Annotated in this window: 14 protein-coding genes and 1 pseudogene; 7 read left to right on the top strand and 8 right to left on the bottom strand. The window is 54.0% G+C overall.

Translation table 11 applies throughout. The features are described 5' to 3' along the window. Positions 1-11: 11 nt before the first annotated feature. Complete coding sequence (gene prpR / locus OGY15_RS17215) at positions 12-1,622, bottom strand: propionate catabolism operon regulatory protein PrpR (protein ID WP_151224820.1); 1,611 nt, start codon at positions 1,620-1,622, stop codon at positions 12-14. 252 nt (positions 1,623-1,874) lie between these two features. On the opposite strand from prpR, the gene prpB reads away from it, so the two are divergent. The 4 genes from prpB to prpE all read left to right on the top strand — a co-directional run bounded on the left by prpB (position 1,875) and on the right by prpE (position 7,425). Beyond that, complete coding sequence (prpB, locus tag OGY15_RS17210; protein ID WP_151218557.1) at positions 1,875-2,756, top strand: methylisocitrate lyase; 882 nt, start codon at positions 1,875-1,877, stop codon at positions 2,754-2,756. 80 nt (positions 2,757-2,836) lie between these two features. Continuing rightward, on the top strand, positions 2,837-4,006 hold the full coding sequence (prpC, locus tag OGY15_RS17205; RefSeq protein WP_003838667.1) for a bifunctional 2-methylcitrate synthase/citrate synthase: 1,170 nt from the start codon (positions 2,837-2,839) through the stop codon (positions 4,004-4,006). Positions 4,007-4,046: 40 nt separating this feature from the next. Continuing rightward, positions 4,047-5,498, top strand: coding sequence for a bifunctional 2-methylcitrate dehydratase/aconitate hydratase (locus tag OGY15_RS17200; RefSeq protein ID WP_187259338.1), 1,452 nt, complete (start codon positions 4,047-4,049; stop codon positions 5,496-5,498). Positions 5,499-5,538: 40 nt separating this feature from the next. Continuing rightward, complete coding sequence (gene prpE / locus OGY15_RS17195) at positions 5,539-7,425, top strand: propionate--CoA ligase (protein WP_151218560.1); 1,887 nt, start codon at positions 5,539-5,541, stop codon at positions 7,423-7,425. A 106-nt stretch (positions 7,426-7,531) separates the two neighbouring features. On the opposite strand, the gene lacA is transcribed toward prpE, so the two are convergent. From lacA to OGY15_RS17175, 4 genes are all read right to left on the bottom strand, one after another. Further along, positions 7,532-8,143: a galactoside O-acetyltransferase gene (gene lacA / locus OGY15_RS17190; RefSeq protein WP_151224822.1), complete on the bottom strand. Its 612-nt coding sequence runs from the start codon at positions 8,141-8,143 to the stop codon at positions 7,532-7,534. Positions 8,144-8,172: 29 nt separating this feature from the next. Next, the gene (locus tag OGY15_RS17185) at positions 8,173-9,426 is read right to left on the bottom strand and encodes an MFS transporter (protein ID WP_187252955.1); all 1,254 of its coding nucleotides are present in this window, start codon (positions 9,424-9,426) and stop codon (positions 8,173-8,175) included. A 54-nt stretch (positions 9,427-9,480) separates the two neighbouring features. Continuing rightward, positions 9,481-12,558 carry a beta-galactosidase gene (locus OGY15_RS17180; RefSeq protein WP_286540282.1) on the bottom strand — a complete coding sequence of 1,026 codons (3,078 nt, stop codon included), beginning with the start codon at positions 12,556-12,558 and terminating at the stop codon, positions 9,481-9,483. 121 nt (positions 12,559-12,679) lie between these two features. After that, the gene (locus OGY15_RS17175; protein ID WP_278238110.1) at positions 12,680-13,762 is read right to left on the bottom strand and encodes a LacI family DNA-binding transcriptional regulator; all 1,083 of its coding nucleotides are present in this window, start codon (positions 13,760-13,762) and stop codon (positions 12,680-12,682) included. A 163-nt stretch (positions 13,763-13,925) separates the two neighbouring features. Between OGY15_RS17175 and OGY15_RS17170 the strand changes: the two genes are divergently transcribed. Beyond that, complete coding sequence (locus OGY15_RS17170) at positions 13,926-14,534, top strand: class I SAM-dependent DNA methyltransferase (RefSeq protein WP_502872313.1); 609 nt, start codon at positions 13,926-13,928, stop codon at positions 14,532-14,534. On the opposite strand, the gene OGY15_RS17165 is transcribed toward OGY15_RS17170, so the two are convergent. Beyond that, positions 14,531-15,481: a GlxA family transcriptional regulator gene (locus tag OGY15_RS17165; RefSeq protein WP_151218772.1), complete on the bottom strand. Its 951-nt coding sequence runs from the start codon at positions 15,479-15,481 to the stop codon at positions 14,531-14,533. The two genes, OGY15_RS17170 and OGY15_RS17165, sit on opposite strands and share 4 nt — an antisense overlap. 18 nt (positions 15,482-15,499) lie before the next feature. Further along, positions 15,500-16,276 carry an MBL fold metallo-hydrolase gene (locus OGY15_RS17160; RefSeq protein ID WP_278238065.1) on the bottom strand — a complete coding sequence of 259 codons (777 nt, stop codon included), beginning with the start codon at positions 16,274-16,276 and terminating at the stop codon, positions 15,500-15,502. A 407-nt stretch (positions 16,277-16,683) separates the two neighbouring features. Between OGY15_RS17160 and OGY15_RS17155 the strand changes: the two genes are divergently transcribed. Continuing rightward, positions 16,684-16,929, top strand: coding sequence for a DUF2543 family protein (locus OGY15_RS17155; protein ID WP_151218563.1), 246 nt, complete (start codon positions 16,684-16,686; stop codon positions 16,927-16,929). Between the two features lie 86 nt (positions 16,930-17,015). After that, positions 17,016-17,492: a cold-shock protein gene (locus tag OGY15_RS17150; RefSeq protein WP_187252951.1), complete on the top strand. Its 477-nt coding sequence runs from the start codon at positions 17,016-17,018 to the stop codon at positions 17,490-17,492. Positions 17,493-17,578: 86 nt separating this feature from the next. On the opposite strand, the pseudogene OGY15_RS17145 reads toward OGY15_RS17150, so the two are convergent. Then, positions 17,579-17,789 (bottom strand): annotated as a pseudogene (locus tag OGY15_RS17145) (putative quinol monooxygenase); the annotation flags it as partial. Positions 17,790-17,903: the final 114 nt, after the last annotated feature.

Raw genomic sequence — 17,903 nt, 5'->3', positions numbered from 1 at the left:
ACTCCCGTCGGTCATTGTGCTGGCGGGTTTTCTTTTAATCTACGCCAGAATGTGGTTCGGCTTACCCCGAGATATCGCGCGGCCGCAGTTTTATCACCATTAAATTGCGCCAGTACCTGCTGCGGCGTTAGCGCTGAGGATACCTGTGGCGTGTCAGCCGCAGCGGCCAGTTCTGGTAACAGCTGCTGCAAAAATTGTATGTTTAGTTCCGGCTGTGGCTCGACGCTTAAGAACAACGCAAGGCGCTCCATCATATTACGCAGTTCGCGGATATTTCCCGGCCAGCCATAATTCAGTAACGTCGGCTGACTCAGACTCAGCCCCTTGCGCACAGACTCAGAAAACGGCACGTCCAGATCCGCCAGCGACTGTTTTAAAAAACCTTCCGCCAACGGCAGGATATCGGGTAAGCGCTCGCGTAGCGGCGGCAGCGTGAGGCGTAATATGCTCAGGCGATAAAACAGATCGGTGCGAAACTCACCCTGTTTCATCTCCTGCTCCAGGTTGCAGTGCGTGGCGCTGATCACCCGTACATCGACCGGAATCGGCTGATGTCCCCCGACCCGGGTAACCTCTTTTTCTTCCAACACGCGCAGCAGCCGGGTTTGTAACGGCAGCGGCATTTCGCCTATCTCATCAAGAAACAGCGTTCCGCCGTGGGCGATTTCAAACAGGCCCGCGCGTCCTCCCCGACGGGAGCCGGTAAAGGCGCCATCCTCATAGCCGAACAGTTCCGCTTCCAGTAGTGATTCGGTGATGGCCCCGCAGTTGACGGCGACAAACGGCGGCGAAGGTTTACCGCGCCGATTCTCCTGACGGGTGAAAAACTCACGATGAATGGCCTGCGCCGCCAGCTCTTTACCGGTGCCGGTTTCGCCCTGAATCAGCACCGGGGCGCGGGAGCGGGCGTAAAGCATAATCGTGTGCCGCACCTGTTCCATTTGCGCAGAGTGGCCGCGCATATCCCCCAGCGCATAGCGGGTACGTAGCGTATCGCCGGACGCGTACTGACCGTTTCTGTGCAGCGTCAGACGCGTCATATCGAGTGCATCAACAAAGGCCTGGCGCACGGTGGCCGCCGAATAGATAAAGATGCCGGTCATGCCTGCTTCTTCAGCCAGGTCAGTAATCAACCCCGCGCCGACTACCGCTTGTGTACCGCTGGCCTTCAGTTCGTTGATTTGTCCACGAGCATCTTCTTCGGTGATATAGCTGCGCTGTTCAAGTTGCAAATTGAAGGTCTTTTGAAAGGCGAGAAGCGCAGGGATAGTTTCCTGATAGGTAATGACACCAATCGACGAGGTGAGCTTACCTGCTTTTGCCAGCGCCTGTAGCACGTCAAACCCGCTGGGTTTAATCAGAATAACCGGGATCGATAGACGGCTTTTCAGATACGCCCCGTTGGAGCCTGCCGCAATGATGGCATCGCAACGCTCGGTGGCCAGCTTCTTTCGGATATACGTCACCGCTTTTTCAAAACCCAACTGAATAGGGGTGATGGTTGCCAGGTGGTCGAACTCCAGGCTGATGTCGCGAAACAGTTCGAACAGACGGGTGACAGAAACCGTCCAGATAACCGGTTTGTCGTCGTTCACCCGCGGCGGAAGATGCCTATCAGCCATAACCAACCCAAAAAAGTAAGGAACCGAATAATGGGTTTAGTCGTGTTTCATAAATGTTGCAATGAAACGTTAAGGTCGGTTTCATGAAACGATAGCTGACACGCTTTTGTACAACAAAGATACAGGAATTTATTTTAATCTATTGTTTTTGAAGGTGAATATATAAATTGATTAAAAATTAAGGTCTTTGGCATATCCCTTGCTTTAGGTAAATCAACGAATGCTAACAAGTTGATAACAAGAGGACGGGATATGTCTCAACACTCCCCAGGGCTGGCGTTTCGCGCTGCGCTCACTAAAGAAAATCCATTACAAATCGTTGGCACCATCAACGCCAATCACGCTCTGCTGGCCCAACGCGCCGGGTATCAGGCGATTTATCTCTCCGGCGGCGGTGTGGCGGCAGGGTCGTTAGGGCTGCCGGATCTCGGTATTTCTACCCTTGATGATGTGCTGACCGATATTCGTCGCATTACTGATGTTTGCCCGCTGCCCTTGCTGGTGGATGCGGATATCGGGTTTGGATCGTCAGCGTTCAATGTGGCGCGTACCGTGAAGTCGATTTCCAAAGCTGGGGCTGCCGCGCTGCATATTGAAGATCAGATCGGCGCCAAGCGCTGCGGCCATCGCCCGAACAAAGCGATCGTCTCTAAAGAAGAGATGGTCGACAGGATCCGCGCTGCGGTGGATGCACGTACCGACCCCAACTTTGTCATCATGGCGCGGACCGATGCGTTGGCAGTGGAAGGGTTAGAGGCGGCCATCGATCGTGCCCAGGCGTACGTCGAAGCCGGCGCGGACATGCTGTTTCCGGAAGCCATCACCGAGCTTGCGATGTACCGCCAGTTTGCCGACGCGGTGCAGGTGCCGATCCTCGCCAACATTACTGAATTTGGCGCTACGCCGCTGTTCACCACCGATGAATTGCGTAGCGCGAACGTTGCGATGGCGTTGTATCCGTTATCGGCCTTTCGCGCCATGAACCGCGCTGCGGAAAAGGTTTACAACGTGCTGCGCCAGGAAGGAACGCAGAAGAGCGTGATCGACATTATGCAGACGCGCAACGAACTGTACGAAAGCATCAATTACTACCAGTTCGAAGAGAAACTCGACGCGTTGTATAGCAAAAAGTAACCGTCTTAGGCCGGATAAGGCACAGCCGCCATCCGGCAATAAATTTGTACCCTACATATTATAAAAATGACGAGGACAACATGAGCGACACAACGATCCTGCAAAATAGTACCCATGTCATTAAACCTAAAAAATCGGTTGCGCTGTCAGGCGTTGCCGCCGGAAATACCGCGCTGTGTACCGTAGGCAAAAGCGGTAACGACCTGCACTATCGCGGTTACGATATTCTCGACCTGGCGCAGCAGTGCGAATTTGAAGAAGTCGCACATCTGCTGATCCACGGGAAATTACCCACCCGCGATGAACTCACCGCCTATAAAAGCAAACTCAAAGCGCTGCGCGGACTGCCGGCTAACGTGCGCACCGTGCTGGAAGCGCTGCCTGCCGCCTCGCATCCGATGGATGTGATGCGCACCGGCGTCTCCGCGCTGGGCTGTACGCTGCCGGAAAAAGAAGGTCATACCGTCTCCGGTGCGCGCGATATCGCCGACAAGCTACTGGCGTCGCTTAGTTCAATCCTTTTGTACTGGTATCACTACAGCCATAACGGCGAGCGTATTCAGCCAGAAACTGACGATGATTCTATTGGCGGTCACTTCTTGCACCTGCTGCATGGCGAAAAGCCGTCGCGAAGCTGGGAAAAAGCGATGCATATTTCGCTGGTGCTGTACGCCGAGCACGAATTTAACGCCTCCACCTTTACCAGCCGCGTGATTGCCGGGACCGGCTCCGATATGTATTCCGCGATTATCGGCGCGATTGGCGCACTGCGTGGTCCGAAACACGGCGGAGCGAATGAAGTGTCGCTGGAGATCCAACAGCGCTACGAAACGCCGGACGAAGCCGAAGCGGATATCCGTAAACGCGTGGAAAACAAAGAAGTGGTGATTGGTTTTGGTCATCCGGTTTACACCATCGCTGACCCGCGCCATCAGGTGATCAAGCGCGTGGCGAAACAGCTTTCTCAGGAAGGCGGTTCGCTGAAAATGTACAACATTGCCGACCGTCTGGAAGACGTGATGTGGGAAACGAAAAAGATGTTCCCCAACCTCGACTGGTTCTCGGCGGTCTCCTACAACATGATGGGCGTCCCCACTGAAATGTTCACCCCGCTGTTTGTCATCGCCCGCGTCACCGGCTGGGCGGCGCACATCATCGAACAGCGTCAGGACAACAAAATTATCCGTCCTTCCGCCAATTACACCGGCCCGGAAGATCGCGAATTTGTCCCGATTGAAAAACGTTGCTAATTCAAAAACCTCTAAAGATAAAAAACAGGAAATGTACCCTATGTCCGCACATATTTCGAACGTCCGCCCGGAATTTGACCGTGAAATCGTTGATATCGTTGATTACGTCATGAACTACGAGATCACCTCGAAGGTGGCGTATGACACCGCGCATTATTGCCTGCTTGATACATTAGGCTGCGGCCTGGAAGCGCTGGAATATCCGGCCTGTAAAAAACTGCTGGGACCGGTCGTCCCAGGTACAGTGGTGCCGAACGGCGTACGCGTACCTGGCACCCAGTTCCAGCTCGACCCGGTGCAGGCGGCGTTTAACATCGGCGCGATGATCCGCTGGCTGGATTTTAACGATACCTGGCTTGCCGCTGAGTGGGGTCATCCTTCCGATAACCTCGGCGGTATTTTGGCCACGGCTGACTGGCTGTCACGCAATGCGGTGGCGGTGGGGAAAGCGCCGTTGACCATGAAAAAAGTGCTGACCGGCATGATCAAAGCTCATGAGATTCAGGGCTGTATCGCGCTGGAAAACTCGTTTAATCGCGTTGGTCTCGATCACGTCCTGCTGGTAAAAGTGGCCTCCACGGCGGTGGTCGCTGAGATGCTCGGGCTGAACCGGGATGAAATTCTCAACGCCGTGTCGCTGGCGTGGGTCGACGGGCAGTCGCTGCGTACTTATCGCCATGCGCCAAATACCGGTACGCGTAAATCCTGGGCAGCAGGCGATGCGACCTCACGCGCGGTACGTCTGGCATTGATGGCGAAAACCGGTGAGATGGGGTATCCGTCCGCGCTGACGGCGAAAACCTGGGGCTTTTACGATGTCTCTTTCAAAGGCGAATCGTTCCGCTTCCAGCGCCCGTACGGCTCTTATGTGATGGAAAACGTGCTGTTTAAAATCTCCTTCCCGGCAGAGTTCCACTCGCAGACCGCGGTAGAAGCGGCAATGACGTTGTACGAGCAGCTACAGGCCGCAGGTAAAACGGCGGCGGATATCGAAAAAGTCACTATTCGCACGCATGAAGCCTGTATCCGCATCATCGACAAAAAAGGCCCGCTGAATAATCCGGCGGACAGGGATCACTGTATCCAGTACATGGTTGCCATTCCGCTGCTGTTCGGGCGCTTAACGGCGGCAGATTACGAAGATGGCGTGGCGCAGGACAAACGCATTGATGCCCTGCGCGAGAAGATCAACTGCTTCGAAGATCCGGCTTTTACCGCTGATTACCACGATCCGGAAAAACGCGCCATCGCCAACGCCATCACTCTGGAGTTCACCGACGGTTCACGCTTTGAAGAAGTGGTGGTGGAGTACCCAATCGGCCACGCGCGTCGTCGTACTGACGGCATACCGAAGCTGGTCGAGAAGTTCAAAATCAACCTGGCGCGTCAGTTCCCGACCCGACAGCAGCAGCGCATTCTGGATGTCTCCCTGGACAGAACTCGCCTGGAGCAGATGCCGGTCAATGAGTATATGGATCTCTTCATTATTTAAACCAGCGTGCAGCAAGGCGTAAGTTCAACAGGAGAGCATTATGTCTTATAGCGAGTTTTATCAACGTTCTATAACGCAACCGGAGTCGTTCTGGGCCGAGCAGGCCCAGCGTATTGACTGGCAGCAGCCGTATACGCAGGTACTGGATCACAGCAACCCGCCGTTTGCCCGCTGGTTTTGCGGCGGCATGACCAATCTGTGCCATAACGCCATCGACCGTTGGCTGGAGAAACAGCCCGAGGCGCTGGCGCTGATTGCGGTGTCATCCGAAACCGAAGAAGAGCGCACGTTTACCTTTCGTCAGCTGTATGACGAAGTGAACGTCGCGGCGGCAATGCTGCTGTCGCTGGGCGTACAGCGTGGCGATCGGGTGCTGGTGTATATGCCGATGATCGCCGAGGCGCACATTACGCTGCTGGCCTGCGCGCGCATTGGGGCAATTCATTCGGTAGTGTTCGGTGGGTTTGCTTCACACAGCGTGGCAGCGCGCATCGACGACGCCCGGCCGGTGGTTATCGTCTCGGCGGATGCCGGGGCGCGTGGGGGCAAGATCCTGCCGTATAAAAAGCTGCTTGATGATGCGATCGCACAGGCGCATCACCAGCCGCGTCATGTGGTGCTGGTCGATCGTGGTCTGGCGAAAATGGCCCGGGTCGAGGGGCGTGACCTCGACTTTGCTAGCCTGCATCAACAGCATCTCGGGGCGCGGGTGCCGGTGACCTGGCTGGAATCGAACGAAACCTCCTGCATTCTCTATACCTCCGGGACAACCGGTAAACCGAAAGGCGTGCAACGCGATGTTGGCGGTTACGCGGTGGCGCTGGCGACCTCGATGGATACCATTTTCGGTGGTAAAGCGGGCGGCGTGTTCTTTTGCGCGTCGGATATCGGTTGGGTAGTTGGACATTCCTATATCGTGTATGCCCCGCTGCTGGCGGGGATGGCGACGGTAGTTTATGAAGGGCTGCCAACGTACCCGGACTGCGGCGTGTGGTGGAAAATTGTTGAGAAGTATCAGGTCAGTAGGATGTTCTCGGCCCCGACAGCTATCCGCGTGCTGAAGAAATTCCCGACCGCGCAAATCCGCAATCACGATCTCTCCTCGCTGGAGGTGCTGTATCTGGCGGGGGAACCGCTGGACGAACCAACTGCCAGTTGGGTAACGGAAACGCTGGGTGTCCCGGTTATCGACAACTACTGGCAGACCGAATCCGGCTGGCCAATTATGGCGATTGCCCGCGGGCTGGACGACAGGCCGTCGCGTCTGGGCAGTCCCGGGGTGCCGATGTACGGCTACAACGTACAACTGCTCAATGAAGTCACTGGTGAACCCTGTGCGGCGAACGAAAAGGGCATGTTGGTGATTGAAGGCCCGCTGCCGCCGGGCTGTATCCAGACCATCTGGGGCGATGACGCGCGGTTTGTGAATACCTACTGGTCGCTGTTTTCTCGCCAGGTGTACGCCACCTTTGACTGGGGCATTCGCGACGCCGATGGCTATTACTTCATTCTGGGACGTACGGATGACGTAATAAACGTGGCTGGACACCGACTCGGTACGCGAGAGATCGAGGAGAGTATTTCCAGCTATCCGAACGTTGCGGAAGTGGCGGTGGTCGGCGTGAAGGATGCGCTTAAAGGGCAGGTGGCGGTGGCGTTTGTCATTCCAAAACAGGGCGACAGCCTGGAAGACAGCGACATCGCGCATTCCGAAGAGAAGGCGATTATGGCGCTGGTGGACAGCCAGATTGGCAATTTTGGCCGCCCGGCACACGTCTGGTTTGTATCGCAACTGCCGAAAACACGTTCCGGTAAAATGCTCAGACGGACGATCCAGGCGATCTGCGAAGGCCGCGATCCCGGCGATCTGACGACCATTGACGATCCCGCGTCGTTGCAGCAAATCCGTCAGGCTATCGAGGAATAGCTGTTTTGACCAGGCCCGGTGGCGCGAAGCTCACCGGGCCTACAAACGGCACAACTGGTAGCCGGATGAGTCGCAATGCGGCACCATTCGGCTCTTATGCCCGGTATCAAAGAGCATGTTCTAATTTATAGTTTTTATAATAATATTGCTTATCTCTGTCATTTATCTCGCGGATAACCCGACAAGGAACCCCCATGGCCACGACATTTGCCGGAATGTCTTTTGTGACGACGCTCCCCGCGCCAATCACGGAATTATCGCCAATCGTTATGCCTGGATTAATGACCACATTACTGCCAATCCATACGTTATTGCCGATGGTGACCGGAAAGGAAAACATCTCTCCGGATTGCCTTAATTCATGATGAACAGGGTGACCTGTTACTGAGATGGTGACGTTTGGCGCAATTAATACGTTATCGCCAATGCTGACCGTGTAATCATCCACAATGGTAAAGTTAAAATTGGCGTAGAAGTTTTTGCCAATGTGAATATTGCTGCCGTAAGAGAAATAAATCGGGGGCTCGATCCACGCATTCTCTCCCACGGTGGCAAACATTTCACGAATAAGTTTCTCCCTCTTTTTAATCTCCGATGGACGCGTGTGGTTAAATTCATACATCAACTCTTTTCCGCGCAATCTCTCTTCCGGCAGCCCTTCGCACATATCGGTATACAATCTGCCTGCTTTTATTCTGTCTCTCATAGACATGCTCATCGCAGCTATTCCTTTATTGTCATTCGTCTTCAGACTTGTTTGCTTGTTTGAGTGAAAACGCGGGAAAACGGCCCGGGCCCGCTAAGGGTAAAGACGGAAATCAGGGTGAAGCTCAGCGCAATTATTCCCAGTACCAGATAAGCCCCCTGGAAACCAATACTCTCATACATTTTTCCAGCCAGGACTGACATGAAAATCATGGCTAACTGCTTGAAGAAGCAGAAACACACCAGATAAATCGTCGCCGAGAAACGCACTTCAAACTGACTGGTGATGTATTTGAAGCAACCGACGATCAGGAACGGTATCTCAAACATATGCAACGTTTTGAGAATAACGACCTCCAGCGCAGAGGTGGCAAAGGAGGAGCCGATGATCCGCACCGACATAATCATCCCCGCCAGCAGCAGAGCGTTCTTACCGCCGATGCGATTCACAATCAGCGGCGCAAAGAACATGATTGAGGCATTGAGTAATTCCCCCATGGTCGTGACGTAGCCAAACACTCGGGTGCCTTGTTCGCCGGTGGCAAAGAACGAGGTAAAGAAGTTGGCGAACTGCTGGTCAAACACGTCATAAGTACAGGACACGCCGACCACGTACAGAGAGAGGAACCAGAGCTTCGGCTGTTTGAATAACTCCAGCGCCAGCTTCAGGCTGAATGCCGAGTTGTTGGCGCCTACCGCATCCGCGACTTTTGCAGAAGAGGGCGCATCGGTTTTTGAAAAGAGCAGCAGCAATGCCAGGATCACCGCGCAGCCAGAACCTAACCAGAAGACAAACTGGTTGTTGATGGTGAACATAATTCCGGCAATCGAGGCGCACAGCGCCCAGCCCACGCAACCGAACATACGCGCGCGACCAAATTCAAAGTTGCTTCGGCGGCTGGCCTTTTCAATATAGGCTTCAATCGCCGGGGCACCGGCATTGTAAATAAAACCAAGGTAAATTCCACCGACAATCGACCCCAGTAAAATATTAACCTGTAACAACGGGCCAAAGACGTAAATAAAGAATGGGGCAAACATCACCAGCATTCCGGTAATCACCCACAGCAGGTGTTTACGCAGACCAAGCTTATCGGAAAGCAGCCCAAAAACCGGCTGGAACAATAATGAAAATAGCGAAATACAGGCGAAAATAATTCCCGTATCCCCTTTACTGATGTGGTTTACATCGTGTAACCAGATAGGGAAGAAGGGGAAATATGCACCCATAATGAAAAAATAAAAGAAGAAAAAAAAGCCAAACATCCAAAAGTTCGTGTTCTTTAAATAATACATAATGGACTTCCTTAGGCAAAATAAGGGCAGGTTGCGACCTACCCTTTATTATGTTTAACCCCAGATAACCTGGTAGTGGTAACGCCCTGCGCTCAGTAGAAATTCCGGTGATACCGAAGGACTCCACGAATCATCGCCACCGACGCCCATATGGAAGCCATCAATATTGAGCCAGCTACCCGCTTCCGGTTGCAGCAGATGGCGGTGGCTGGTTTCCATCAATTGCTGCTGGCTAAAGCGGCTGATGTTGAACAGGAAGTCTCCGCGCCACTGGTGCGCGCCGTAGTGCAGTTCTCGCGTGCCGCAGCGCAGACCGTTTTCACTTGGAAAAACATACGGCGTGTACATTTCATCGAGCGATAAATCCCAACGGTCGAAACAGGCGGCGCTCAGCCTGTCCGGGTAGTTCTCATGCGGGCCAAGACCTAACCAGTTCACCCGCTCAGCGACCTGCGTCAACTGGCAGCTCAGACCGATACGGGCCGGATGCGGCGTGTCGCTGGCGACGTTGACATCCACCGTTATCTGCATTTCACCCTTGCCGTCAATACGGTAGCTTTTTCGGCTGATGAACAGCGTTTCACCCTGATACTGCCACACATGTTCGGTGGTAATCAGAACCGCATTGCTCAGCGTGTCGGCTGCACAGTGCAGTAACGTTGCCTCGACCTGATAATGACCGGCAGACTTCCAGCGTTCGACCCAGGCGTTAGGGTCGATGCGGGTTGACTCGCTCACGCCGATGTCGTTGTCCAGTGGGGCACGGATGAACTGGTCGGTTAGCGGAGTTAACAGTTGGGCTGTATCGCCAATCCAGTACTGTGCCAGCAGGCCAGACTGACGGTCGAATTGCCAGCGCTTGTTGCCGCTCTCAACAGTAAAGACGTTTTCGCTAGCGGTAAGCTGTGGCGCGATGTGGGCAGTTGGCAGTTGCGGCAGGCTGAGTTTCTCTTGAAGCTTCCATTGCTGCCAGGCGCTGATGTGCCCGGCGTCTGACCACGCAGTTGCCTGAGGTTGTTCTACGCGTACCGTCAGCCACACCTGACCTGCGGTTTTCGGCATCGGGACATCTGGCAGGGTAATCACCTGGCGACCCTGTGGAGCGATATCCAGAACGATTTCTCCGGCGGCTAGCGGGTTGCCATCCTGGGCGATCGACCAGTGCAGAACTTCGTTATCGCTGCGGCGGAACAGATATTCGCTGGTCACTTCAATCTGGCGTTCAGCGCCCGGCAGTAACGTGAACTGGAAAAACTGCTGTTCATGTTTGGCCTCATATAACGCCGGGTGTGGGGTGCGATCGGCGAACACCAGTCCGTTCATGCAAAACTGACGATCGTTAGGTGTGTCGCCAAAATCACCACCGTAGGCAGACCATGCCTTGCCGTTTTCATCATATTTAATCAGCGACTGATCCACCCAGTCCCAGACAAAGCCGCCTTGCAGGCGCGGATATTGACGGAACGCTTGCCAGTATTTGGCGAAGCCGCCAAAACTGTTGCCCATGGCGTGGGCGTATTCGCAAAGGATCAGTGGACGTTGCTCGCCGGGCATCGACAGCCACTTTTTAATCGACCATTTGGGTACGGCGGGGAAGGGCTGATCCTGATCGACGCGGGCATACATCGGGCAAATGATGTCAGTCGCCGTAGTATTTGCGCCGCCGCCTTCATATTGTACCGGGCGTGACGGGTCTTCTGATTTTATCCAGCGGTAGAGCGCGTCGTGATTGACCCCATGACCGGATTCATTGCCCAGAGACCAGATGATAATGCTCGGATGGTTGCGATCGCGCTGTACCATGCGCGTAACGCGCTGGCTCATGGCTGGCAACCACGCGGGATCGTCGGTGAGGCGATTCATCGGCACCATGCCATGGGTTTCAATGTTGGCTTCGTCCACCACGTACAGCCCGTAGCGATCGCACAGCGTGTACCATAACGGATGGTTCGGGTAATGCGAGCAGCGCACGGCGTTAAAGTTGTTCTGCTTCATCAACAGAATATCCTGCACCATCGTTGCTTCGTCCATCACCTGACCATTGACCGGATGGTGCTCATGACGGTTGGTGCCGCGAATCAACAGTGGCTTACCATTGAGTAACAGCAGTCCGTTTTCAATGCAAACCTGACGAAAGCCGACGTCACAGGCTTCCGCTTCAATCAGCGCTCCGTCCGCGGTGCGTAACTGCACAACGGCACGGTACAGATTGGGTGTTTCGGCACTCCACAGCGCCGGGTGTTCGACGTTCAGACGCAGGGTAACCCGGTCATGATAAGCACCGCGTTCATCAATAATCTCGCTGCCGAGTGGAGAAGTCGTTTCGGCTGTGAGCGTTTCTCCCTCCCACAATTGCAGGGCTACGCGTAAATCTTCGCTCGCGTTGCCCGCCACTCTGACTTCCACTGTCAGCGCAGCGCGGCTGAAGTCGTCGTTAAAACGGGTATTAATGCGCAGGTCGCGAATTTGCGTTGTAGGCTTATGTAGTAAAGATACGTCGCGAAAAATACCGCTCATGCGCCACATATCCTGGTCTTCCAGATAGCTGCCGTCGCTCCAGCGCAGCACCATCACTGCCAGACGGTTTTCGCCGTGCAGCAGATAATCGCTAAGATCGAATTCAGATGGCAGGCGGCTGTCCTGTCCGTATCCCACCCAGCGGCCGTTGCACCACAAATGAAATGCGGAGTTCACGCCGTCAAAAATAATGCGCGTCTGACCCTCATCTAACCATGCATCGTCAATATTGAATGTGAGCGAGTAACATCCTGTCGGGTTCTGTGCCGGAACGTACGGGGGGGTAACCGGAATCGGATAGGTGACATTGGTATAAATTGGGGCGTCGTAGCCGTCCATCTGCCAGTTAGAGGGGACGTTGATAGTGTCAGCCTGGGGCAGATCGCTTGTCAGCCAGCTTTCCGGCACTGCCTCTGGCGCGGGAAACCAGGCAAATTGCCACTGGCCATTCAGCGAGCGTAACTGAGTCGAGTGCTGATTAGTACGCGCGTCATCTGCTGAACGCCAGCTACAGAACGGTGGGTGCGCCTCCAGGCGGTTGAGCTGCGTAACGCCGGGATTTTCCCAGTCGCGACGTTTCAGAACAGCGGAGAGTGAATCTGTGTTCAGGTTCATAACGGTATCCTGTTTGAATTTGTTATTCGCTCACAATTTCAATCAAAATACGGATAAGCGATCCCAACTGTAAAGGATGGGGCGTTCAATGAGTGAACTGACTCACACAATTGTTACGCGTTCACAATTTTGGTGTGAGCTGAGAAACTTGCCGCGCAAGCTGGATCAGTGAATCGGCCAGCGCCTGGGGCGAGGCGGTCTGTGTATCGGGTGGCAGAACTGTTTGGCGCTTAACCAGGGTGACGGGCAGTAATTGATTGCCAACGGTTGATTCACCACGGGGAAGTTGCAGCAGCCTGTCGACGCTGGTTTCACCCAATAACGGAAAATCCTGCCTGATGGTAGTCAGCGGTGGAATGTAGCAGGCGCTGTCTTCGGTGTCATCGTAGCCTATCACCGAGATATCCACCGCCACCCGCAGACCGAACTCGCTGATTGCCCGCATCGCGCCCAGCGCCATTTGATCGTTAGCGACGAGCATAGCGGTGGGGTGATTACCACTATTGAGCATATGCAGCGTTTGCTGAAAACCGGACATCGCGCTCCAGTCGCCTTCCAGCTCCGCGACGGGCTTTAGCTGGTAGTGCGCCAGATATTTATGCCACCCCGTATGGCGAAGCCTTGCCGACACTGAAGTATGCGGCCCGCTCAGCAGGGCAATCCGCTGATGTCCATGCTGTACCAGATGTTCAACGCCGAGGCGTGCGCCGTCGTCATGGGAGAAAATCACGCTGTTAATCGGTGTCTGGTCAGAGACATCGAGAAACAGTACCGGCACCGTACCGCAGGCGGTGGCCACGGCAATGGCATCTTCTTCATCCAGCGGATAGTTGATGATAAGCCCAGTTACGCGTTGAGAAAGCAGGTTGTGGACGGCGGCTTTACATGCCTCAACGCCGCTACGCTCGACCATGGCGATCACCACGCTGGCACCGGACTGGTCGGCGCGGGATTTTATGGCGGCCACGATTTGCGAGGGGGCATGCAGGGCAAGGTTCGCCGTCACGACGCCAATTAGCGGCGTCTGTTTACCTGCCAACTGCTGTGCGACGCGGTTGGGGATGTAATTGAGCTCCGCCATCGCGGCCTCAACTTTCTGTCGGGTTTTTGCGGAAACGTGGCTGGCCTGATTCACGACGCGAGAGACGGTCTGGTAAGAGACACCTGCATGGTCTGCCACATCGTATAGCGTTACCGGTTTCACGTTTATCACCCCTGTCATGACGTTATCTGCGCGCTATGATGCCACAGCGGGAAGGTTTTGGGGTATTTACGCATGGGTTATGCGAGGTGCATTCCAGGGTTGCGGATTGTGTGCTGGAGGATTTATCGTCGTGATGCTGAACGGAATAAAAAGTGAGGACATCGTGAGCGACTCTGCGGCAAATAATATTCTGTCCATCTACCGACGCCATGCGGAGGCTTTTGCCAGCCAGCGCTCTCGCGCCTTGTTTGAGAAAAGCTGGCTGGACAAGTTCATTACCGTAATGGGCGGGCAGGGCTGCATTGTGGATATTGGCTGCGGCAATGGTCAGCCGATTGCGGATTATTTTATCCAGCAAGGCTTTCAGCTGACGGGCGTTGATGGTTCCCCGGAAATGCTGGCGCTGGCGCGGCACTCTTTCCCCGCACAGCGCTGGCTGGAGCAGGATATGCGCGAGCTGGCGCTTAACGAGACATTCGACGGACTGATCGCCTGGGACAGCTTTTTCCATTTAACCCAACCGGATCAGCAAAAGATGTTCCCGATTTTTGACCAGCTCAGCCATCCTGGCAGCGCGCTGATGTTTACCAGTGGTACGGAAAACGGCATTGCGATGGGGGAATTTGAGGGCGAACCGCTGTTTCACGCCAGCCTCGCGCCGGATGAATACCGCGCATTGCTGTCAGCACACGGCTTTACGGTGGTCGAGATGGTGATGGAAGATCCGCACTGCGCCGGGCATACCATCTGGTTGGCGCAAAAAAGAAGCTAGTCGCCGCGAAAGGTTTTACGCCATTCTGCCGGGCTAACGCCAAAGTGGGATTTAAAATGCTGGCGCCAGGTGACGGGCGACTGGAAACCAACTTGTTCGGCGATGCGCTCAACGGGCAATGGGCTGGATTCCAGCAACGTCTGGCTACGCCGAAGACGCTCGGTAATCAACCAGTCGGCTACGCTCGACCCGGTGGCCTTCATAAAGTGGCGGGTCAGGGTGCGGCGACTCATCATCACCCGCTGTGCCAGCTCGTCGAGATTATGCGGTTCGTGGAGATGCTGGCGCAAATAGTCGAGCAAGGCGTTGATGCGTTGATCCTGGGTATTTTTCGCTACCGGTTGTTCGATAAACTGCGCCTGACCGCCCTCGCGGTGCGGTGGCACGATCATCCGTCGGGCAATCTGATTCGCCACCGTGCTGCCAAAACGCTGACGGATGACATACAGACAGCAATCCAGCGCCGCAGCGGTGCCTGCCGAGGTAATAATTCCGTCGTCATCCACGTACAGGGCGTTGATATCCAGACGGGCCGCCGGGAAGCGCGCCTGAAAATCCTGCTCGAACTCCCAGTGCGTAGCCGCCCGTTTTCCATCCAGCAGGCCGGCATATCCAAGGACAAACGCTCCCAGACATAGCCCGACAATCTGTGCGCCGTTTTGTCGTGCGCGGTTGAGCGCATCCAGCAAGCTTTGTGGTGGACGATGTGCGGTGGTGCTCCACCAGGGGATCACCACGATGTCGGCGGCCTCTACCGCTCCATAGCCGTAAGCGGCAGTAATGGAGAAGCCATCCTGCGAGGAAATGATGCCCGGTTTTTCGGCGCACAGTTGCACCTCGAAACGCTTTTTCGTTGCCACTTTGTCACTGAAAATAATGCACGGCACCGAGAAGTGAAACGGGCTGAAATCTTCCACGGCAACAATGGCGACGTTGAGCGGCTGCATACGATTCCTCTGTGGATGTTAGAACGTCAGGGTTTCGCCATCTTCCGGCACGTTAATGAATTGCGCAATCTGGTTGTCGCGGGCGTACTCTTTCAGCACCTCTCGGGTCAGCAGACAGTGGTTAATCGCCTCCATATGGGTCGCCACAATGTGTGCTTCGGGTAGCGCGAAGTGGGTTTTCAGCACATCTTCCGCGCCCATAATAATTGGGCCAAACCCGATAACGTGGGCAAAACCTGCATTCAAAATAACCACGTCTGGCTGGAATGTCCGCATGTTAGTTTCCACCTCATCGCGCCAGATGGTGTCACCGACCAGATACAGCGTTTTTTCTGCTGGATGCTGGAATATAACCCCACAGGCATCACCCAGACGCTCCGCCATTTGTGGGATAGCGTAGGCGCGATCTGAGCCGTGCTGGCCGCCGGTTTTACGCAGGGTGATATCGCCGATCACGGTGTTCTGCATCAGGACGGTCAGTTGTGTGAACCCCTGACCCCGCAACACCTGTGCGTCCTGCTCATTTTGCACATAGATCGGTTTATCTTTCGGGACGATGCGAGCCGCAGCTTCATCCCAGTGGTCTTCATGCAGATGGGTGACGATCAGTGCATCAACGTTGAGCAGCGTGTCGATATCGACAGGCAATTCCACGGTCGGGTTGCGGATCTCGGCGCGCGCCGTTCCGGCAAAGCCTGGATAAGCCCCTTTCTTCGCCAGCATCGGATCAACCAGAAAAGTTTTACCGCCAAAGGTGATGCGCTGCGTAGCGTTACGGATTTGCGTAATGTTCATGGTGTTTACTCCACGTGTTGGGTCTGTGGTGTCATCGTAGAGTGTTGTCCAGAAGATGAATGTGGGCAAATGGGCGACTAGCGATGAGATTGGGCCAATTGCATTCAGCCTGCAGAGAATGTTATTTACTGCGTTTAATCTCCGTCTCATTGCCTAAATTAATAAACATCTATCTTCCTTTTTTCTGCATTATTTATTCTGCAGGTATTATCAGAGTCTGAATAAAAATGCAGTTATTTTAATAAAAGGAAGGTTTATTAAATTCGAAGCGACTCCGGAAAATAGTGTTGATATCTGCTACGCATCACAGACAGGAAACAGATCGCGAACCACGAAATAAGAATGCTATCATTCACATCAGACACGGCAGGAACCTGCTGGCCCACGCATTCACCCCGGAGTACCTGATGAACAACGACATAGCGCTAAAATATTATGATATCGCTGACGAGTACGCGACCGAAGCGGCAAAGCCGGTGAGCGACGCTGAACGCGACGCGCTGGCGCACTACTTCCAGCAGTTGATCACCCGTCTAATGAACAACGAAGAGATCAGCGAAGAAGCACAGCAGGAGATGGCAACCTTGGCCGGCGTCGACGCGCAGCGCATCGATGATATCGCGGAGTTTCTCAATCGTTGGGGTAACGAGTAGCCAAAGGTGTGGCCTGTGTTTTACACTGCGCGCAAATTGAGTAGGTATACTCTACAAGTAATAGGTTTAATCAGGCGGAAACAGCAATGAACGGAACAATCACAACGTGGTTTAAAGATAAAGGCTTTGGATTTATCAAAGATGAAAACGGCGATAACCGCTATTTTCATGTGATTAAGGTTGCGAATCCTGAGCTGATCAAAAAAGACGCGGCGGTGACCTTTGAACCCACCACCAACAACAAAGGCCTGTCTGCCTATGCGGTGAAAGTCATTCCGGACAGCAAATACATCTATATTGCAGGTGAGCGCCTGAAGCTTACCTCTATCAAATCATACCTGGTCTACAGCGAAGACGTTCCTGCCGAGACCCGTATCGATAAAGAGAACGCGGTACTGTCTGTTGGCGTGCTGATGAACAGCATCCGACCGAAATCAGACGTCAAGCCTGGCGAAATGCGCACGCTGAAAAAGCTGGCCATCACCACCTTCCAGGGCACGACGCTGATCTTCTCGGAAGATGAAATCGATATCGACGAGACGGTGAAACTGCTTAAAGTCTGAAGCCCTTCAGAGTGAATGAATGCCGAAACGCTGCTCTTTCTGAGCGGGTTTCGGTTTTTTGCATCAAATAGTCAACTCAGTAATTTAAGCCTTCTGTAATAAATGCCATCGAGAGCCGCGTGCTCTGGCCATTCTTCTATAAAAATAACATGGCCCGGATCTTTTTCATCAATATAAAGGTTATAAGCAATACAGCGCGGTTCTTTCCTGGTGGTCGATATTTGCTCACGATACAAAGCAAGACCGGTTTCAATATACTCAAGTTTGATGAAATCATTCGGCAATAATCTTTAACATTCAACCTCCTGGCAAAAAACGTAAGCACACTATGTAATGAAGATATATTGCGGGGAAGACGCCACAGTGATATATCGGTCGGTGAGTGAGTTATTCCAGCGCTCAATCAGATTA

This window comes from Citrobacter sp. Cu231, from assembly GCF_030332265.1.
Lineage (GTDB): Bacteria > Pseudomonadota > Gammaproteobacteria > Enterobacterales > Enterobacteriaceae > Citrobacter > Citrobacter meridianamericanus.
The sequence above is the reverse complement of the archived record's forward strand: the minus strand, read 5'-3'. Positions and strand labels throughout refer to the sequence as shown.

Bases quoted from the DNA above. Each gene is read 5' to 3' on its own strand.
- lacA (WP_151224822.1), bottom strand. From the start codon at position 8,143: ATGAGCATGTCTATGAGAGACAGAATAAAAGCAGGCAGATTGTATACC.
- OGY15_RS17160 (WP_278238065.1), bottom strand. From the start codon at position 16,276: ATGAACATTACGCAAATCCGTAACGCTACGCAGCGCATCACCTTTGGC.
- OGY15_RS17150 (WP_187252951.1), top strand. From the start codon at position 17,016: ATGAACGGAACAATCACAACGTGGTTTAAAGATAAAGGCTTTGGATTT.
- prpE (WP_151218560.1), top strand. From the start codon at position 5,539: ATGTCTTATAGCGAGTTTTATCAACGTTCTATAACGCAACCGGAGTCG.
- prpC (WP_003838667.1), top strand. From the start codon at position 2,837: ATGAGCGACACAACGATCCTGCAAAATAGTACCCATGTCATTAAACCT.
- OGY15_RS17155 (WP_151218563.1), top strand. From the start codon at position 16,684: ATGAACAACGACATAGCGCTAAAATATTATGATATCGCTGACGAGTAC.
- OGY15_RS17165 (WP_151218772.1), bottom strand. From the start codon at position 15,481: ATGCAGCCGCTCAACGTCGCCATTGTTGCCGTGGAAGATTTCAGCCCG.
- prpB (WP_151218557.1), top strand. From the start codon at position 1,875: ATGTCTCAACACTCCCCAGGGCTGGCGTTTCGCGCTGCGCTCACTAAA.
- OGY15_RS17185 (WP_187252955.1), bottom strand. From the start codon at position 9,426: ATGTATTATTTAAAGAACACGAACTTTTGGATGTTTGGCTTTTTTTTC.
- prpR (WP_151224820.1), bottom strand. From the start codon at position 1,622: ATGGCTGATAGGCATCTTCCGCCGCGGGTGAACGACGACAAACCGGTT.
- OGY15_RS17200 (WP_187259338.1), top strand. From the start codon at position 4,047: ATGTCCGCACATATTTCGAACGTCCGCCCGGAATTTGACCGTGAAATC.
- OGY15_RS17180 (WP_286540282.1), bottom strand. From the start codon at position 12,558: ATGAACCTGAACACAGATTCACTCTCCGCTGTTCTGAAACGTCGCGAC.